This window comes from Flavihumibacter sp. UBA7668, from assembly GCF_002483205.1.
In the GTDB taxonomy this organism is placed as follows: domain Bacteria; phylum Bacteroidota; class Bacteroidia; order Chitinophagales; family Chitinophagaceae; genus Flavihumibacter.
In genome coordinates, this window is the sequence record NZ_DLHM01000002.1 from 194308 (window position 1) to 210206 (window position 15899).

General features: G+C 42.3%; 17 protein-coding genes. 8 read left to right on the forward strand and 9 right to left on the reverse strand.

Annotation, left to right across the window (positions count from 1 at the left end; genetic code table 11):
* The first annotated feature begins 7 nt into the window (after window positions 1-7).
* Both B2746_RS04425 and B2746_RS04430 read left to right on the forward strand, forming a co-directional pair.
* Window positions 8-985 (forward strand): DedA family protein, encoded by a 978-nt coding sequence (locus tag B2746_RS04425; protein WP_290791362.1) that lies wholly within the window; start codon window positions 8-10, stop codon window positions 983-985.
* A 63-nt stretch (window positions 986-1048) separates the two neighbouring features.
* Complete coding sequence (locus tag B2746_RS04430) at window positions 1049-2098, forward strand: glycosyltransferase family 9 protein (protein WP_290791363.1); 1050 nt, start codon at window positions 1049-1051, stop codon at window positions 2096-2098.
* A 33-nt stretch (window positions 2099-2131) separates the two neighbouring features.
* Here the strand turns inward: B2746_RS04430 and B2746_RS04435 are convergent, their stop codons facing one another.
* The 3 genes from B2746_RS04435 to B2746_RS04445 form a co-directional block, all read right to left on the reverse strand.
* Window positions 2132-2707 carry a hypothetical protein gene (locus tag B2746_RS04435; protein ID WP_290791365.1) on the reverse strand — a complete coding sequence of 192 codons (576 nt, stop codon included), beginning with the start codon at window positions 2705-2707 and terminating at the stop codon, window positions 2132-2134.
* A gap of 232 nt (window positions 2708-2939) precedes the next feature.
* Window positions 2940-3869, reverse strand: a complete 930-nt coding sequence (gene mdh, locus B2746_RS04440) for a malate dehydrogenase (protein WP_290791367.1) — start codon at window positions 3867-3869, stop codon at window positions 2940-2942.
* Window positions 3870-3935: 66 nt separating this feature from the next.
* Window positions 3936-4490 (reverse strand): TlpA family protein disulfide reductase, encoded by a 555-nt coding sequence (locus tag B2746_RS04445; protein ID WP_290791369.1) that lies wholly within the window; start codon window positions 4488-4490, stop codon window positions 3936-3938.
* 135 nt (window positions 4491-4625) lie between these two features.
* On the opposite strand from B2746_RS04445, the gene B2746_RS04450 reads away from it, so the two are divergent.
* From B2746_RS04450 to accC, 5 genes are all read left to right on the forward strand, one after another.
* The gene (locus B2746_RS04450; RefSeq protein WP_290791371.1) at window positions 4626-4991 is read left to right on the forward strand and encodes a BlaI/MecI/CopY family transcriptional regulator; all 366 of its coding nucleotides are present in this window, start codon (window positions 4626-4628) and stop codon (window positions 4989-4991) included.
* A gap of 5 nt (window positions 4992-4996) precedes the next feature.
* The gene (locus B2746_RS04455; protein WP_290791373.1) at window positions 4997-6874 is read left to right on the forward strand and encodes a M56 family metallopeptidase; all 1878 of its coding nucleotides are present in this window, start codon (window positions 4997-4999) and stop codon (window positions 6872-6874) included.
* A gap of 85 nt (window positions 6875-6959) precedes the next feature.
* Window positions 6960-7526 (forward strand): elongation factor P, encoded by a 567-nt coding sequence (efp, locus tag B2746_RS04460; protein ID WP_290791375.1) that lies wholly within the window; start codon window positions 6960-6962, stop codon window positions 7524-7526.
* 94 nt (window positions 7527-7620) lie between these two features.
* Window positions 7621-8121: an acetyl-CoA carboxylase biotin carboxyl carrier protein gene (accB, locus tag B2746_RS04465; RefSeq protein WP_290791377.1), complete on the forward strand. Its 501-nt coding sequence runs from the start codon at window positions 7621-7623 to the stop codon at window positions 8119-8121.
* A gap of 20 nt (window positions 8122-8141) precedes the next feature.
* Window positions 8142-9479, forward strand: a complete 1338-nt coding sequence (gene accC / locus B2746_RS04470) for an acetyl-CoA carboxylase biotin carboxylase subunit (RefSeq protein WP_290791379.1) — start codon at window positions 8142-8144, stop codon at window positions 9477-9479.
* 256 nt (window positions 9480-9735) lie between these two features.
* Here the strand turns inward: accC and hxpB are convergent, their stop codons facing one another.
* Window positions 9736-10407, reverse strand: coding sequence for a hexitol phosphatase HxpB (gene hxpB, locus B2746_RS04475; RefSeq protein WP_290791381.1), 672 nt, complete (start codon window positions 10405-10407; stop codon window positions 9736-9738).
* A gap of 93 nt (window positions 10408-10500) precedes the next feature.
* Here hxpB and B2746_RS04480 point away from each other — a divergent pair, with 93 nt between their 5' ends.
* Window positions 10501-11289: a lysophospholipid acyltransferase family protein gene (locus B2746_RS04480; RefSeq protein WP_290791383.1), complete on the forward strand. Its 789-nt coding sequence runs from the start codon at window positions 10501-10503 to the stop codon at window positions 11287-11289.
* 36 nt (window positions 11290-11325) lie between these two features.
* On the opposite strand, the gene B2746_RS04485 is transcribed toward B2746_RS04480, so the two are convergent.
* The 5 genes from B2746_RS04485 to B2746_RS04505 all read right to left on the reverse strand — a co-directional run bounded on the left by B2746_RS04485 (window position 11326) and on the right by B2746_RS04505 (window position 15873).
* Window positions 11326-11841 (reverse strand): acyl-CoA thioesterase, encoded by a 516-nt coding sequence (locus B2746_RS04485; protein WP_290791385.1) that lies wholly within the window; start codon window positions 11839-11841, stop codon window positions 11326-11328.
* A gap of 70 nt (window positions 11842-11911) precedes the next feature.
* Window positions 11912-13012 (reverse strand): mandelate racemase/muconate lactonizing enzyme family protein, encoded by a 1101-nt coding sequence (locus tag B2746_RS04490; protein WP_290791387.1) that lies wholly within the window; start codon window positions 13010-13012, stop codon window positions 11912-11914.
* Window positions 13013-13014: 2 nt separating this feature from the next.
* Complete coding sequence (locus B2746_RS04495) at window positions 13015-14109, reverse strand: FAD-binding domain-containing protein (RefSeq protein ID WP_290791389.1); 1095 nt, start codon at window positions 14107-14109, stop codon at window positions 13015-13017.
* Window position 14110: 1 nt separating this feature from the next.
* Window positions 14111-14395 (reverse strand): TIGR03643 family protein, encoded by a 285-nt coding sequence (locus B2746_RS04500; RefSeq protein WP_290791391.1) that lies wholly within the window; start codon window positions 14393-14395, stop codon window positions 14111-14113.
* Window positions 14377-15873 carry a cryptochrome/photolyase family protein gene (locus B2746_RS04505; protein ID WP_290791393.1) on the reverse strand — a complete coding sequence of 499 codons (1497 nt, stop codon included), beginning with the start codon at window positions 15871-15873 and terminating at the stop codon, window positions 14377-14379. Before B2746_RS04505 ends, B2746_RS04500 begins: the two co-directional genes overlap by 19 nt.
* Window positions 15874-15899: the final 26 nt, after the last annotated feature.

The following is a 15899-nucleotide window of genomic DNA, read 5'->3' on the forward strand; positions in this document are numbered from 1 at the left end:
TGAAATAATGAAAAAGAAGATGAAGGTTTCGTTTCTCCTGGTTGTTTTAATGTTTTCAGGATGGTCTGTATTGGCACAGCAGGAGCTGAAATTGAGGGTGCTGAACCAATATGAATCATCCGTTGGCCAGTTTACATTGATCAATGGCCAGGAATCAAAAGAGTATGTGGCAGATAAGGATGGTTTTGTACTGGTACCCCTGGATTCTTTGCAGGAAGTTCTGCTTACAGCTCCGATACATGATACCGTAAGGTTTTCCTATGCCGGATTAAAAGCCGATAAAACAGTTGTACTCGAAAAATCCTTTGGATGGAAAGATCTGCTCAATCCCATGTTTTATATCGTTATGGGAGGCTTATGGATTATTTTATTAATCGTATTTGCTGAAACAGGTTTGTTTGCCGGATTTTTCCTGCCGGGAGACAGTTTGTTATTTGTTGCCGGAATTTACAGTACCAATCTCATAAACGAATTATTCAAATCCTTTGGTTTTGTATTGGAACGCAGCGAATGGATTGATTTGATTTTGCTGGTTACCCTGATTTCCTTTGCAGGTATAATCGGAAATACGGTAGGCTATTGGTTCGGAAGAAAAATAGGTCCAACCATGTTCCGTTGGAAAGATAATTTCTTCTTTAAAAAACATTATCTCGAACAGGCGCATGAATTTTATGATAAACATGGGGGAGGGGCGATTGTGTTTGCCAGATTCCTTCCCATCGTGCGAACGTTTGCACCGATCATTGCCGGTATTGTTGGAATGGATAAAAAGAAGTTTGCATTTTACAATATTGTAGGTTGTATTGCCTGGGTTTTCAGTATGATTTTTGCCGGACATTTTCTTCAGAAATGGGTGCAGGCACAATTTGGATTTGATCTGAAAGATCATCTGGAGGTGATTATTATAATAATTGTTCTCGTAACTACTGCGCCTGTATTGATTAAACTCATTGGAGGAAAGAAGAAGGTGAAAAGTGAAAAGTGAGAGGTGAGAAGAAGGTGAAAAGTGAAAAGTGAGAGGTGAGAAGAAAGAAGTGAAAAGTTAGAAGTGAAAATTCTGATTATACGATTTTCGTCGATTGGTGATATCGTGCTAACGACACCGGTTATACGCTGCCTTAAAAATCAGGTGGCGGATGTGGAGATTCATTTCCTCACTAAAAAAAGTTTCGAACCCGTTCTCCGGGCCAATCCTTATATCGACCGCCTGCATTTGCTGGATGATTCACTGGAACTGACGATTGCAGCTTTGAAAGAGCAGAACTTTGACTGGATAATTGATCTTCATCATAATCTTCGTACCCTTCGGATAAAAAAAGCGCTCAAACGTCCGGCTAAAAGTTTCAATAAACTGAATATTCAGAAATGGTTGCTGACCAATCTGAAGATAAACCTGCTGCCTTCCAAACATATTGTTGATCGTTGTCTGGAAACAGTAGCACATCTTGGTGTAAAAAATGACGGCGCAGGATTAGATTATTTTATTCCTGAAAAAGAAGCAATCAAACCAGGTGATTTACCCGCATCCCATCAATTGGGATATATTGGTTTGGTGGTGGGTGCCGCACATGCCACCAAACGGCTGCCTTTGCATAAATTGAAGGAGCTGGTAAAATTATTGGATCATCCGATTGTTGTTTTAGGCGGGCCGGAAGACCGTTCCACAGGGGAAGTGTTGTCTGAACAGGATCCTATCAAGATTTATAATGCCTGTGGCAAATTTAGTTTAAATGAATCTGCCGATCTGGTTCGAAAAGCCAACATGATTATTACCCATGATACCGGACTGATGCATATTGCAGCAGCCTTTCGCAAGCCGGTAATTTCTGTATGGGGTAATACGGTTCCTGGCTTTGGCATGACGCCCTATCTCAATCAGTTGGGGGCTCCTTCCGTAAATTGGAATCGCCAGAATGGTGCCGGATCAACTGGTGGCATCATGGATGGAACGGCTGAAGTGGAAGTGAAGGGGTTGAACTGTCGCCCCTGTTCGAAAATCGGCCATGCAGCCTGCCCAAAGGGACATTTCAGGTGTATGGAGAATATCGACCTGCAGCTGGTGCATAAAAAAGCGCAGCAATTTCTTGCTGCGCGCTAATCATTCTATTCTAAAAAAAACGTAAGTCAATGCCTATTTGGCAAATGCACCTGTCCATTCTCCGGCTGCATTAAAAATATTGAAACCTACCATAGAGTCTTCACAGAAAAAAGTACGGGTCCATTCATCCTGCAGATTAAAATAATTGTAGGTGTTGGTGGTTGTTTTAACCAGATATCCTTTCCAGATTCCTTTATCATCAAAATCCAGCACCACAAACTGATTGGCAATAACCAGGTAACCGGTCAACTTGTTTTCTTTATCAAACATGTAATAGCCCTTCCAGTTCTGATTGGTTAAAGGATGCAGACTGAAGGAGTACATGGGGTTGATACTCTGGTTGTGAAGGGGACTGAAATCCTTGTTGAATTTCGGATTGATTAACTTGTTTTTGTCGGGATTAATACCCTCATTCATAGCCGGATTGATATTCCAGTTGTGTTTGGGGTTAATACGGAAATTCTTTTCGGGATTGATACGCGGATTGTCCACAGGGCTAATCGTTTTATTAACCTGGGGATCGCGTTGTTTGGGTAATTCCATTGGTTCCTGCGCAAAGGAATTAATTCCAAACACACTAAGTGCTAGTACGAGTAAGGGCTTGATCATGCTCTTTTTGTTTGTATAGGTTACAGATATCGGCCTTCTAGGCTTGGTAAACCGGGAAATAACCCTAAGAGCTTTAAATAGGTGTTGGAGAGAGATTGTGGTACAAATCTAATCGAATACGGCTGGGATCAAAATACTTAGGCTTCTTTTTTTTAAGAAAGTAGAAAAAAATTCGATGAATGGTATAAAAAAAAGCCGGCTGAACCGGCTTTAATTAATCTAAGTGTTTGATTTATAATGTTTTAAGAACGTCGTTCATGGAACGAACAGCGTCTGCACTTTTGTTGAACAATGCCTGCTCTTCTTCGTTCAGTCCAAATTCAACAATTTTTTCCCAACCGGATTTGCCGATTACTACGGGAACGCCCAGGCAGATATCAGATTGACCGTATTCTCCGTTGAGTTCAACGCAGCAGGTGAAGAGTTTTTTCTCATCGCGAACGATGGTTTCAACAAGGGCCGCTCCGGCTGCTCCGGGCGCATACCAGGCTGAAGTACCAATCAATTTGGTAAGGGTGGCACCACCAACCATGGTATCTTTTATAGTTTGTTCCTGATCATTCAGGGAAAGGAAATTCGTAACGGGAACAGAATTCCAGGTAGCATACCGCATTAAAGGAATCATGGTTGTGTCTCCATGTCCGCCTACCACCACGGCATTCAGATCTGCAGGTGAGCAGCCCAGGCGCTGACTAAGCTGGTATTTAAAACGGGCACTATCCAGTGTTCCGCCCATTCCGATGATCCTGTTTTTAGGTATACCTGTTGCTTTGAGGGCCAGGTAGGTCATGGTATCCATCGGGTTGGAAATAATAATAAAGATTGCATTCGGAGAATATTTCAGGATATTCTCACAAACGGTGCGAACGATACCGGCATTGGTGCCAATCAGTTCTTCTCTGGTCATTCCGGGTTTGCGGGGAAGTCCGGATGTTACCACCACCACATCACTGCCGGCAGTTTTACTATAATCATTGGTAGATCCGGTGATACGGGTGTCAAAACCAAGCAGGGTGGCGGATTGCATCATATCCTGCGCCTTTCCTTCTGCCAATCCTTCTTTAATGTCCAATAAAACCAGCTCTTCGCAGAGTTCTTTTCTGGCAATGTTGTCTGCACAGGTTGCTCCTACGGCACCGGCACCAACTACGGTAACTTTCATGGAAAATATTTATGCGGTGAAATAATAATTTGCGGGGCAAAGATAGGGCATGCGCGCCCGTTCTGCTCATTTAAAAGCGGTCAGAATAAGATCTGTTTTGGTATTTCCTTCAAACACGGATATGAGCTGCCCTTTTTTATCATAGAGGGCAATAAAGGGCAGGTTTTTTATTCTGAAATAGGGGGGGAGAAAGTATTTGTCATCCCTTCCTATATAAATGTTTTTCCATTCCTCCAGCTTATAGGTTTTGTAGAATCCCTGAAGGGTTTCCAATGGCTGGTAGGTTGCCAGCACGAAATTAAATCCCTTCAGTTGCACTTTGGCTTCTTTCATCCAATCCATTTGAAGCAGGCAGTGATGGCAATCGGGACTAAAGAACATAAGAATTGTTCCCTTGCTTTTGGGAAGGTCATCGCGCTTGAATTTTTTTCCATCCAATCCGGTTAATTCAAAGGGAGGGAGGGTTTTGAATTTTTCAAAAGGAGCTGGTGCTGTATTGGGATTTTCCTGTGAAAAGCAGGACAATACCAGGCCAATGAAAAGGGTGGTTAAAAGGGTACATCTTGGTAAAAAAAAACTGCTTCTATCTGTCTGGCTGGAAGTAGCCCTTTGTGTATTCATGCGTTGGATCCTTTGATTAGTTGTGAGCTATAAAAGTAGTTCGCAGTTGCTTATTTCAAGCATTAACTATTTTTTTTAGAATTTAATTTGGTTTTGTCTACGATTAATTCGTAGGTTTACGAAAAGTTCGTAGATATGGATAAGCTTAGTTTACCGGAGGAGCAGGCAATGCAATCGATCTGGCAGATTGGGGAGGGGAATGTGAAAGCCTTTCTGGAAAAAATGCCGGAGCCGCAGCCTCCCTATACCACACTGGCTTCTACGGTTAAAAACCTGGAGAAGAAAGGCTATTTAAAAAGCCGGATGATCGGGAATACCTATGTGTATCGGCCAACTATAACCGAAGAAGAGTATAAGAAGCGGTTTATGAAAGATTTTATTCAGGGATATTTTGATAATTCCTATAAGGCAATGGTAAATTTTTTTATTGAGCAGGAGCAAATGAGTAAGGAAGAGCTGAAAGAAATTCTGGACATGATTGAAGGAAAAAAATCAAACTGAAAAGAATGAATGAATTTATAGCATACCTTCTGAAATTCAGTATCAGTTTATCACTGGTTACGCTGTTTTATCAGGTTTTTCTCAGAAGAATTACTTTTTATAACTGGAACCGTTGGTATTTAATAATTTATCCATTAGCCTGCTTGTTTTTACCACTTCTTGACATAGGCTGGTGGATGGAAGAAGGTTCGGTGAAGCTGACAGCATTAAAGGAATTGCCAGCCTGGGGAAATTGGAAACCGGGTGTACAATCAGAAACCACTGAACCTATGAATTACTGGTCATTTTTATATGTTGCATTAGTGGCCGGATCCGGTTTTATGTTGATTCGGTTATTGCTGCAATACCTGTCTATTATCAAATTATCGAAACGTGCCAAATGGCTGGCTGGTGAAGAAGTGAAGTTGTTTTCGGTGGAGGATTCCATTATTCCTTTTTCGTTTGGACGGTCGGTATTTGTAAATCCTTCCTTACACAGTGAGGAAGATTTAAAAGAAATCATTCGCCATGAGATGGTACACGTTCGGCAACATCATACCGCGGACATGATGTTGGGTGAACTGCTGCTGGTATTGAACTGGTTTAACCCATTTGCCTGGATGCTTCGGCATGCCATCCGGCAGAATCTTGAGTTCATAGCCGACCGGCAGGTACTGACCCATGGAATTGATCGGAAGCAATATCAATACCTGTTAGTAAAAGTGGTGGGGCAACGCAATTTCAGCATGGCCAGTCACCTCAATTTTTCAGCATTAAAAACAAGAATCGCCATGATGAACAAAATCAGATCGGCACGCATACATTTAGTAAAATTTGCTTTTGCAGTGCCATTGGCAGCTGTATTATTGCTGGCTTTCCGAAAAAAATCGGAAGCCAGTCAGGATGGATTGCAAGAACAGCAAACAGAATTGAAAAGTTATGGAAATCCGGTATTAAGAATGCTGGATGCTTTACCGGAAAATAGAGTTAACAGTGATGCAAAAACGTCGGAATTTTTTCCCGGGTTATTGGGTAAAACAATTGATACCATTCCGGGTAAGAAGGGTGTTTATGTATTTGGTCCAAACGAAAAAGGGTATTATTTCAGGGTGACGGAAAAAAACGGGGTAAGTACAGTAACTATATTGGATAAAAAGAAGAAGCTGCTTAAGTCAATGACCCTGGAAGAGTGGGAGGCAAATGAAGTTGAAAATGAAAAAAAATATGGAGAGCTGGCGCCACCACCTCCTCCGCCGCCACCTCCACCAGCCCCTGCCGCTCCTGCTGCCGTACCTGCACCCGCTGCAAAAGCTGCCCCTGCAGCTCCTTCAGCACCGGCTGCACCCGCAGCACCGGCGGCTCCAACGAAAAAAGGGATTGTAATTGTAAGTGAAGGTTCTCCGGTAATGGAGCTGGATGATAACCAAAACAGCAGGATAACCGGTTCGGCAATAACAATCCGGGCCGCAGAAGGAGCCGCCTCACCTATCTATTTTGTTGATGGAAAAGAATGGGATAAGGATGATATTTCGCTGATTGATCCGAAGCGAATTAAAGCTATCAATGTATTAAAGGGTGAAAATGCAACAGCTGTTTATGGAGAAAAGGCAAAGGATGGCGTACTTCTTATTGAAACCAAAAGGGGGGATGCCAGGGAAGAAACAATTAACAAAACAATACCTGATAACCCGCTGGAGCCTATTACTGTTGTTGGATATGCAAAACCAGCAGGTCTTCCGCCACTTTATATCGTAGACGGGAAGGAAATGTCTGCTGATGAGTTTAAGCAAATTAAACCGGAATCCATTGAATCTATTATGGTATGGAAAGATAAAAAAGCAATTGATAAATACGGTTCCAAAGGTAAGAACGGGGTATTGGTTATTGAGCTTAAAAAACAGTGATCCGGTAAAAAATTGCGTGCTTTTAACGAATTGCAGTAATTTTGCTCCCTCATTATTTGATTCTAGCAGAAAACTGTAATTTTTTATGGCAAATACCTCCGATATCAGCCGTGGCCTGATTATCAAACTTGACGGAAGTCTTTATAAAATCGTTGAGTTTGGAGAAAATAAAACTGCGCGAGCAGCCGCTAAAGTATGGGCGAAGCTGAAAGGTGTGGATAATAATCGTTCCATTGAGCAAACCTGGAATAGTGGCGATACCATTTATCCGATCCGTGTAGAAAGGAAAAATTTCCAGTTTCTCTACAAAGACGACAGTGGTTACAATTTCATGGACAATGAAACTTTTGAGCAGATTATTGCAACAGAAGCATTGGTAGATGCTCCCCAGTTTCTGAAAGATGGTGCGGAAGTTTCCGTATTGGTGAATACAGAAACCGAGTTACCTATGAGTATCGAATTGCCCGATAAAATTGTTTTGAAAGTTACCTATAGTGAACCAGGCATGAAAGGTGATACCGCTACACGTACCCTAAAGCCGGCAACGGTTGAAACAGGTGCAACTGTAATGGTTCCTCTTTTCGTTAACGAAGGTGAACTGATTCGCATAAACACCAAAACCGGTGATTACGTAGAACGCGTAAAAGAGTAATTTTTTTCGGTGAAAGAAGTTAGTGCCCCTCTTAGGAGGGGCATTTTCCTTATCTTAGCCGCCTAAATTGATCACCAACTGTAAATTCAGTACAATGGATTTTAAACAAATTCAGGAGTTGATCCGACTGATCAACAAATCGAACATCGGTGAACTGACGATTGAAGAGAAAGGTTTTAAGGTTACGATTAAGCAAAAGCAAGACACGATTCAGCAGGTTGTTTCTGCCCCCATGTATGCGCAGGCAGCTCCTGTAGCGCAGGCTCCTGCTGCGTCAGCAGCCCAGGCCCCAGCAGCTGCAGCGTCTTCCAACGGAGGTGAAAAACCGAAAGCTCCGGAGGCTGTTGCTTCCAATCTTATAACGATTAAAAGTCCGATGATCGGAACATTCTATCGTCGTGCATCACCCGATAAGCCGCTTTTTGTAGAAGTAGGCGATGAAATTACCCCGGGAAAAGTGGTTTGCATTATTGAAGCCATGAAACTTTTCAATGAAATTGAGAGTGAGATAAAAGGTAAAGTGGTAAAAGTTCTGGTGGAGGACGCATCACCAGTTGAATATGACCAGCCTTTATTTCTGGTAGAACCAGCTTAATGCACTAATTCTTTCCGAAGATGTTTAAAAAAGTATTAATCGCTAATCGCGGTGAAATTGCGCTTCGGGTTATTCGTACCTGTCGGGAGATGGGTATTAAAACCATTGCTGTTTATTCCACCGCTGATAAAGATAGTTTACACGTAAAATTCGCGGATGAAGCAGTATGTATCGGTCGTCCGCAGAGTGCCGACTCTTACCTGAATATTCCGCATTTGATGGCAGCGGCAGAAATCACCAATGCCGATGCAATCCATCCGGGATATGGGTTCCTGGCAGAAAATGCCCGCTTTGCAGAAATTTGCGGGGAACATGGAATCAAGTTTATTGGACCATTGCCCGATCAGATCCGTTCCATGGGTGATAAAATCACCGCAAAAGAAACCATGATTAAAGCGGGGGTTCCGGTAATTCCAGGATCCGAAGGATTATTGGAAAGCCTGGAAGAGGCCTATTCTCTGGCTGAAAACATGGGCTTCCCCGTTATTATTAAAGCAACTGCCGGTGGTGGTGGTAAAGGAATGCGGGTGGTTTGGAACAAGGATGAAATGGAACGTGCTTATAATACAGCCAAAGCAGAAGCCCTGGCATCCTTTAAAAACGATGGCATCTACATGGAGAAATTCGTGGAAGAGCCGCGTCATATTGAAATCCAGGTTGCAGGTGACCGGTATGGAAAAGTATGTCACCTGAGTGAGCGCGATTGTTCCATCCAACGACGTCATCAGAAACTGGTGGAAGAATCTCCTTCACCTTTTATGACTCCTGAATTACGTCAGGCAATGGGAGATGCAGCTAAAAAAGCGGCATCTGCCATTAATTATGAAGGGGTAGGAACCATTGAATTTCTGGTTGACAAACACCGGAATTTCTATTTTATGGAAATGAATACCCGGATTCAGGTAGAGCATTGTGTTACAGAGGAAGTAATCAATTTTGACCTGATCAAAGAACAGATCAAAATCGCTATAGGTGAATCCATCAGCGGACGCGATTATGAACCTCAAATGCATGCCATTGAATGCCGGATCAATGCTGAAGATCCGTATAATGATTTTCGTCCAAGTCCGGGTAAGATAACGGTATTGCATACCCCAGGCGGACATGGAGTACGGGTCGACAGCCATGTGTACGCAGGTTATACCATCCCTCCTTATTATGATTCTATGATCGGGAAACTGATAACCGTTGCACGCACCCGTGATGAAGCTATCAATACCATGTACCGCGCACTCAGCGAATACGTAATTGAAGGTGTAAAAACCACCATACCATTCCATCTTCAACTCATGCAAAACGAAGATTTCCGTAAAGGGAATTTTACAACGAAGTTTTTGGAGACGTTTGTGATGAGGTGAGAGGTGAAAGGTGAAAGGTGAGAGGAGAGAGGTCAAAAGAGAGAGGTGAAAAAGGTGAATAAGGTGAAAAAGGTGAATAAGTGAATTGGTAATAAAATACATTTGAACATAAGAAGCAAGAGGCTCCCGAATCCGGGAGCCTCTTGCTTGTATTTTAAAATCACTATTCACCATTCACATCCTTCACCTCCTTCACCTCCTTCACTTCCTTCACCTCCTTCACCTCCTTCACTTCCTTCACTTCCTTCACCTCCCCTTACTCTCCTCCCATCCAAACCGCCTGCAATAACAATTCATTAAAATTCACCAATGAACCCAGTTTCAGGTCGGCAGCGCTCCATTTAGGTTGATGGAAAACATCCTGGGCAGGCACTACCACACATTTCATTTTTGCTGCTTTGGCGGCTATCAATCCATTAAAAGAATCTTCAAATACCAGACAGTTCGCAGGTTTAATTTGTAGCAGTTCTGCACAATTTATAAATACTTCCGGATGTGGTTTTCCAAATGCAAGTTGTCCGGCTGAACTGGTTTCCTCAATATAGGAGCCAATTCCCAATTTGGTAATTACCATATCAATCAAACGCTGCGGAGAGGAGGAGGCTATTCCGATACGGTAGTTTTGTTTTCTGAAAAAATCGAGAATGAAATGTACACCGGGTAATGCGGTTCCGCGTTGGCTGATCTTTTCCATTGCAGCTTCTTCAATAGTGGAGATTGCATTGGGAGCGAAGGCAGGGTCCACCTGAAAATAACTAAACCAGTGCTCAATCCATTCCGGGGTTCTTAATCCGGTACTACTGTGGTATTGTTGTACGCTGAGTTTTACACCATAGATGGAAAGGGCTTCAATTCCAGCTTCCTGCCAAAGTGGTTCGGAATCAATTAACAACCCATCCATATCGAAAATCACGGCTTTCTGAGACATCCGCAAATATACGAATCAAGTGTTTGAATAGTGGGTTATTGTATTGTCAAATCCTTATATTGCAATCGGTTAGAACTCACCCAATTTCAATGCATGAGCGAATTGATTGACCGACTGAAACAAATAAGACTGGTTCGTAAACTGGTATATGCAGTTGTAGGATTTGTTTCATATCCCGGACTTGTTTTGTTTAATAAGATTAAGATTTCCGGAACGGAACATATCGAAAATCTGCCCAGGAAAAATGTGCTGTTTGTAAGTAATCATCAAACTTATTTTGCAGACGTAATTACGTTTCTTCATATTTTTTGCGCAGTAAAATGGGGTAAGAGAAATGAATTGGGCATCCCTTATTATTTGCTGAATCCCTTTACCAATGTATATTATGTTGCAGCTGAAGAAACAATGAAAGGCAGTTTTATCAGTAAGTTTTTTATTTTGGCGGGCGGACTAACAGTGAAGCGTACCTGGAGAACAGGAGCAACAGAAGTTCGACGCGGGCTGGACCCTTCCGATACCCGCAAAATTGAACGGGCATTAAATTCAAGTTGGGTAATCACCTTTCCTCAGGGAACAACCAAACCATTTGCACCTGGTCGGAAGGGAACCGCATTGATTATCAAAAAAAATCGACCGATTGTAGTGCCGGTTGTAATCAATGGATTTTGGAGAGCATTTACGAAAAAAGGACTGAGCTTCAAAAAAAGAGGATCACTCCTGACGGTTCGGTTTAAAGAACCTTTGGAAATTGACTATGATGCTTCAACAGATGAAATTCTGGACAAAGTGATGGACTCTATCGAACAGAGTAAAAAATTCATGTTGAAAGTCCCACATCTGAAAGCTACTTTCGAAGAGAAGGCGGCCAGAAGTAAACAGTAATACCCTTGCCGGCATAGAGTTGATCTAACCGGCTCTTTATCCTTCGCTGAACAGTGCTTTCAATTCAGTTGCATCGGCCGCTTTCATTTTTCCACCCAGTATCAATCGCAATTGCCTTCTTCTTAAAGCACCTTCAAATAATTTTTGTTCAGCTTCGGTTTCTGGTTCAAGCACCGGAACAGGACGCGGTTTGCGATTGGGGTCGAGTGCAACAAAAGTGTAATATGCTTCATTGCTTTTATACCTGTATTGATGGGTAAGGTCTTCTCCCCAAACACTCAGATGAATTTCCATAGAGGAATTGAAAGATCGGGTAACTCTCGCTTCAATGTGCACTACATTGCCGAGTTTGATAGGAGATTCAAAAGAAATATTATCTACAGAAGCCGTTACTACCGGCGCATTGCAATGTTTACCGGCTGCCAGTGCAGCTGCGATATCCATCCAGTACATTAAGCGACCACCCATCAGGTTACCAAATACATTGGTATCATTGGGTAAAACCAATTCAGTCATCGTGACCTGGCTGTCAGAAGGTTTTTTCTTTTGCATGGCCGCAAGCTACGCCAGTTTGCCAATATCCGGGCTAAATTTTGCTTAAAAATCTGCGTTGGGGGGGCACTTATACCCGGCAATGTTCCAGTGTATTCAGGTATGTTTCCTCCACATCAGCACCTAATCCGTTTCCTTCCGGTAATTCTACGAAATAACCGTTGTACTTTATTCCTCCTGTAACCGGGTCCTCCAAATGTCCCATTAAACAGGTATCCATATCATAGAATTGAACATTGGAATGAGCAGTTGCGAAGTGTGCAAAGGCCGTTAGTGCAAGCCGGCTTTCCAGCATACCGCCCATCATACAGGGAATTTTCCGCTCTTCGCATGCCCGATTTATTTCGATTGCTTCCTGAAATCCACTGCTTTTTGAAAATTTGATATTTACGTAACTGCAGGCATCGGCTTCAATAACACGAATGGCATCCCGATGATCAAAAACGGATTCATCGGCCATGATGGGAACAGGTGATATTTTTTTTAACTGTGGAGCTAATTGGTCGTTATAGATTCGCATGGGTTGTTCGCAAAACTGAATATCCAGGTCCTTCATAGCGGTAAGTGCCTGTTTGGCTCCCTGATAATTCCAGCCCTGATTGGCATCAATACGCAATTGAATTGAGGGGCCAACTGCAGCGCGAATTGCTTTTACCCGGGCTATATCCGTTTGCGGATCCTTACCCAGTTTAATTTTTATGATCCGTACACCTTTGGAAATATAATCTTTTGCTTTTTGCGCCATGATGTCAACTTCATCAATCCCAATTGTGAGATCGGTTTCCATCTGGATTTTTTCTTTTCCTCCCAGAAACTGATACAATGGTTTTCCGGCTGCTTTGGCTGCAATGTCAAACAGTGCCATATCGAAAGCACTTTTTGCGGTGGAATTACGCGCGGTAAACAGGTGGAGTTCCTGCATTCGATCTGCAATTGCCAACGCATCTTTTCCTTTCCATAATTCTGCAAAATCCTGTGCCATGGCATAACAGGTAGACTGTGTTTCGCCAACAATCATGGGGAAGGCAGAGCATTCTCCTACTCCGTAAAAACCAGCATCAGTATGTACCCTTATAAATATATTTTGTGCAAATTTCATGGTTCCTGTAGCGATTGTAAAAGGAACCATCGGTATGCTATAGCGGTAAATATCAATATGTGTAATGACCATTCTCAAAAATAGGATACTTTCTTCCAAAAATTGAAATAGGAAGAAGGGGTTCCTTTGAAGCCCGGAAAAAGCCAGGGATAGGGTTCTTTGATGCCCGGATAAGCTGCTGTAATTGGATGTTCAATCGAATAAATGGCCGGAACTTCTGTAAGTTCCGGTATGGATTGGGGAGATCCTTTTACTACCTGTATATCCGGAATACAATCGACTGCCAATTTGAGAATAAAATCAAGCACTTTTTTACTCACTGGATATTGTTGAAAATGAACTGGATCAAGAATCAATAATCGGTTGGCCGGCAGGTCTGTGTGCCAGTTGGGATTAAGCCAATACGAATTATACAGGAATACGGGAAGGTCGGTTCTTATTTTTGGTGGAGCAGTATCGGGTAAGATGGTAGCGAACGCTGGCTGCCACGTATTTTGTAATGCTTCGGGAACCGGCTGTTTCAATATTTCCTCGTAAGACGTATCCAAAAATGTTTTCTTCTGGTTGCTGTTCAGGTAATGATTGATATTGTCCTGATTGGCGATGTATTTTTTATTGGAAAAACTGCCTGCAACCCATTGCCAGCTAAGGGTATTGCTGGCGATATCACCATCCAGCAAATGATAATACATCCATGTTGCGGGAAGTTTCCAATGTGCTTTACCCAAATTGCAGCTTAAGCCGGCTATGTACATGCGAAGGTGATTGTGCGCGTAACCAGTTTCGTAGAGAGTTCGAATGCCTTCATCAATTGCATCAATTCCGGTACCTGCTTCTGTTAGTGCCTTTTGTATTTCATGATGAAGGACATCCTGCTGTGGTTGTCTGATGTCCTGCAGTATCTTATTTCCCAGATGCCACCAGGTTCGCTGAAAATATTCACGCCAGGCTAATTCCTGTATAAATTTTGCAGCCGTTTGTATGGTATATCCTCTTTCTTTCAGGTTGTTCCAGATCTGTGGCAGGGTAAGCACCCCTCTGGAAATATAAGGAGATAAATAAGAGACTGATCCAGTACTGAAATTTCTGGTTTTTGCATATTGTTCGGGTGCTATGGAACGCATCCGCTCCAGTATTGATTTGTGATCGGTCGGAAAGGAAGGCTGCATATCAGGATCGTTTACTGATTTTGTTGTTGGTAATTGTTTTTTGTCTGCTGCATTTAAATCGAATTACTTCTTTATTACGAAGACGCTTGTGTTTGGTGCTGCGTGATTGCACTCTTTTTCGCCATCGCTCAAAACTTTTTTTAAGCAGTTGCCGACGCATCAGCGTAATAACCTCTTTTTCAGTTAAACCAAATTGAACAAGTATGGCTTCAAAAGGAGTGCGATCTTCCCATGCCATTTCTACAATTCGATCAATATCAATATCGGTTAATTGGATTGGTTCCATTGGTCCAGTTGATTTAAGAAATTTTCAGCGTTTGTTAAATGCAGTTCCTGTTTTTCTTTTGGCATTTTATCGAAACTGTGTACGAGCATACCCAGTCTCGGATTTTGGAGGAAAAAAGAACGATGTACGTGCATGAATCGCCAGAATAAACCATCCCATATTCCCTGCCAGGAACCCTTCTCCCAATTACCCATTTTTATCAGGTAGTTGGAACCACTGATATAGGGTTTTGTGGTCATTAATCCGCCATCTGCAAATTGAGTCATACCATAAGTATTGGGAACCATTACCCAATCATAACTATCAATATACATTTCCATGAACCATTGGTAAACAGCATCGGGATGAAATTCGCATAACAGAAAAAAATTACCCAATACCATCAGACGTTCTATGTGGTGGTTATAGCTGGTTTGAAGTAATTTTTTAATTACGAGATCAACCGGATCAATACCGGTTTCTCCTGTATAAAATTGCTTCGGAATGGGACGGGTGAAATTCCAAAAATTACGGGTTCTCTGCGTTGAGCCTGCGTGGAAATACACCTGATGAATGAATTCGCGCCAGCCAATAATTTGCCGGATAAATCCTTCCAGCGAGTTGAAGGGAATTTCCTGATTACTTGCGTATTGCAGTGTTTCATCCAGTACTTCCCGCGGCGTTAACAAGCCCGTATTTATTAAGGGGCTCAATACACTGTGAAAAAGATAGGATTCTTCTTTCACCATTGCGTCTTCATAAGGGCCAAATGCTGCGAGTCGCTCTTTTAGGAATTGTTGCAGCCAGGATCGTGCACCTGCATGCGAAGTTGGATATATAAAAGGCGAAATACTCCCCGGATTGTTTTTAAAGTTTTGATGTACATATTCGATTGCCTCCCTGGTTGATTTTTCAAAAGCGGCTGGTTGAATCGAAGGGATGGACATTCCCTTTGGTAAACGCTCCCTGTTGTCATTATCGAAACTCCATTTGCCACCAAGTGGTTGTTGCTTTTGATCTAATAAGAGTTGACGTTTTTTCCGATGCCAGGTATAAAAATCGGTTTGGAGATAATTGGTTTTTCTGGTAAAAAAGGGATTGGCTTCTTCCGGTTGCAGTAGAAAACCAGGATTGTTATACCACTTAATTATTAATCCGTTTGTTGACGCCATTTTAATTATCCGCCGATTCAGCCAATTATCTGCGAGATAACAGATATGAAGTTGTTCGATGTTTTGAATATGAAGCAGGTGGCCGATTCTTCGGCAATCGGCTTCTTTCCTGGTTGATTCGATATAGATTGTAGAATAACCTGCCGCTTTTAATGAATCTTCAAAAGCCTTCATGCTGGCCCGATGGAAAATCAATTTCTGTTGGTGAAATTTATATTGTTTAAAGAAAAGCTCCTCTTCGATAAAAATGACCAAACGTGATTTGGAAAAGGCTGGATGCTTCTCAAAAAGTTGATGGGGGAAAACTATAACTGCCTCTTTTTGCATGAGAAAATAAACAAAAAGCAGGACCC

Coding starts and splice junctions, on each gene's coding strand:
- B2746_RS04425 (WP_290791362.1), top strand. CDS start 8: ATGAAAAAGAAGATGAAGGTTTCGTTTCTCCTGGTTGTTTTAATGTTT.
- B2746_RS04435 (WP_290791365.1), bottom strand. CDS start 2,707: ATGATCAAGCCCTTACTCGTACTAGCACTTAGTGTGTTTGGAATTAAT.
- mdh (WP_290791367.1), bottom strand. CDS start 3,869: ATGAAAGTTACCGTAGTTGGTGCCGGTGCCGTAGGAGCAACCTGTGCA.
- B2746_RS04445 (WP_290791369.1), bottom strand. CDS start 4,490: ATGAATACACAAAGGGCTACTTCCAGCCAGACAGATAGAAGCAGTTTT.
- B2746_RS04450 (WP_290791371.1), top strand. CDS start 4,626: ATGGATAAGCTTAGTTTACCGGAGGAGCAGGCAATGCAATCGATCTGG.
- B2746_RS04455 (WP_290791373.1), top strand. CDS start 4,997: ATGAATGAATTTATAGCATACCTTCTGAAATTCAGTATCAGTTTATCA.
- efp (WP_290791375.1), top strand. CDS start 6,960: ATGGCAAATACCTCCGATATCAGCCGTGGCCTGATTATCAAACTTGAC.
- accB (WP_290791377.1), top strand. CDS start 7,621: ATGGATTTTAAACAAATTCAGGAGTTGATCCGACTGATCAACAAATCG.
- accC (WP_290791379.1), top strand. CDS start 8,142: ATGTTTAAAAAAGTATTAATCGCTAATCGCGGTGAAATTGCGCTTCGG.
- hxpB (WP_290791381.1), bottom strand. CDS start 10,407: ATGTCTCAGAAAGCCGTGATTTTCGATATGGATGGGTTGTTAATTGAT.
- B2746_RS04480 (WP_290791383.1), top strand. CDS start 10,501: ATGAGCGAATTGATTGACCGACTGAAACAAATAAGACTGGTTCGTAAA.
- B2746_RS04485 (WP_290791385.1), bottom strand. CDS start 11,841: ATGCAAAAGAAAAAACCTTCTGACAGCCAGGTCACGATGACTGAATTG.
- B2746_RS04490 (WP_290791387.1), bottom strand. CDS start 13,012: ATGGTCATTACACATATTGATATTTACCGCTATAGCATACCGATGGTT.
- B2746_RS04495 (WP_290791389.1), bottom strand. CDS start 14,109: ATGCAGCCTTCCTTTCCGACCGATCACAAATCAATACTGGAGCGGATG.
- B2746_RS04500 (WP_290791391.1), bottom strand. CDS start 14,395: ATGGAACCAATCCAATTAACCGATATTGATATTGATCGAATTGTAGAA.
- B2746_RS04505 (WP_290791393.1), bottom strand. CDS start 15,873: ATGCAAAAAGAGGCAGTTATAGTTTTCCCCCATCAACTTTTTGAGAAG.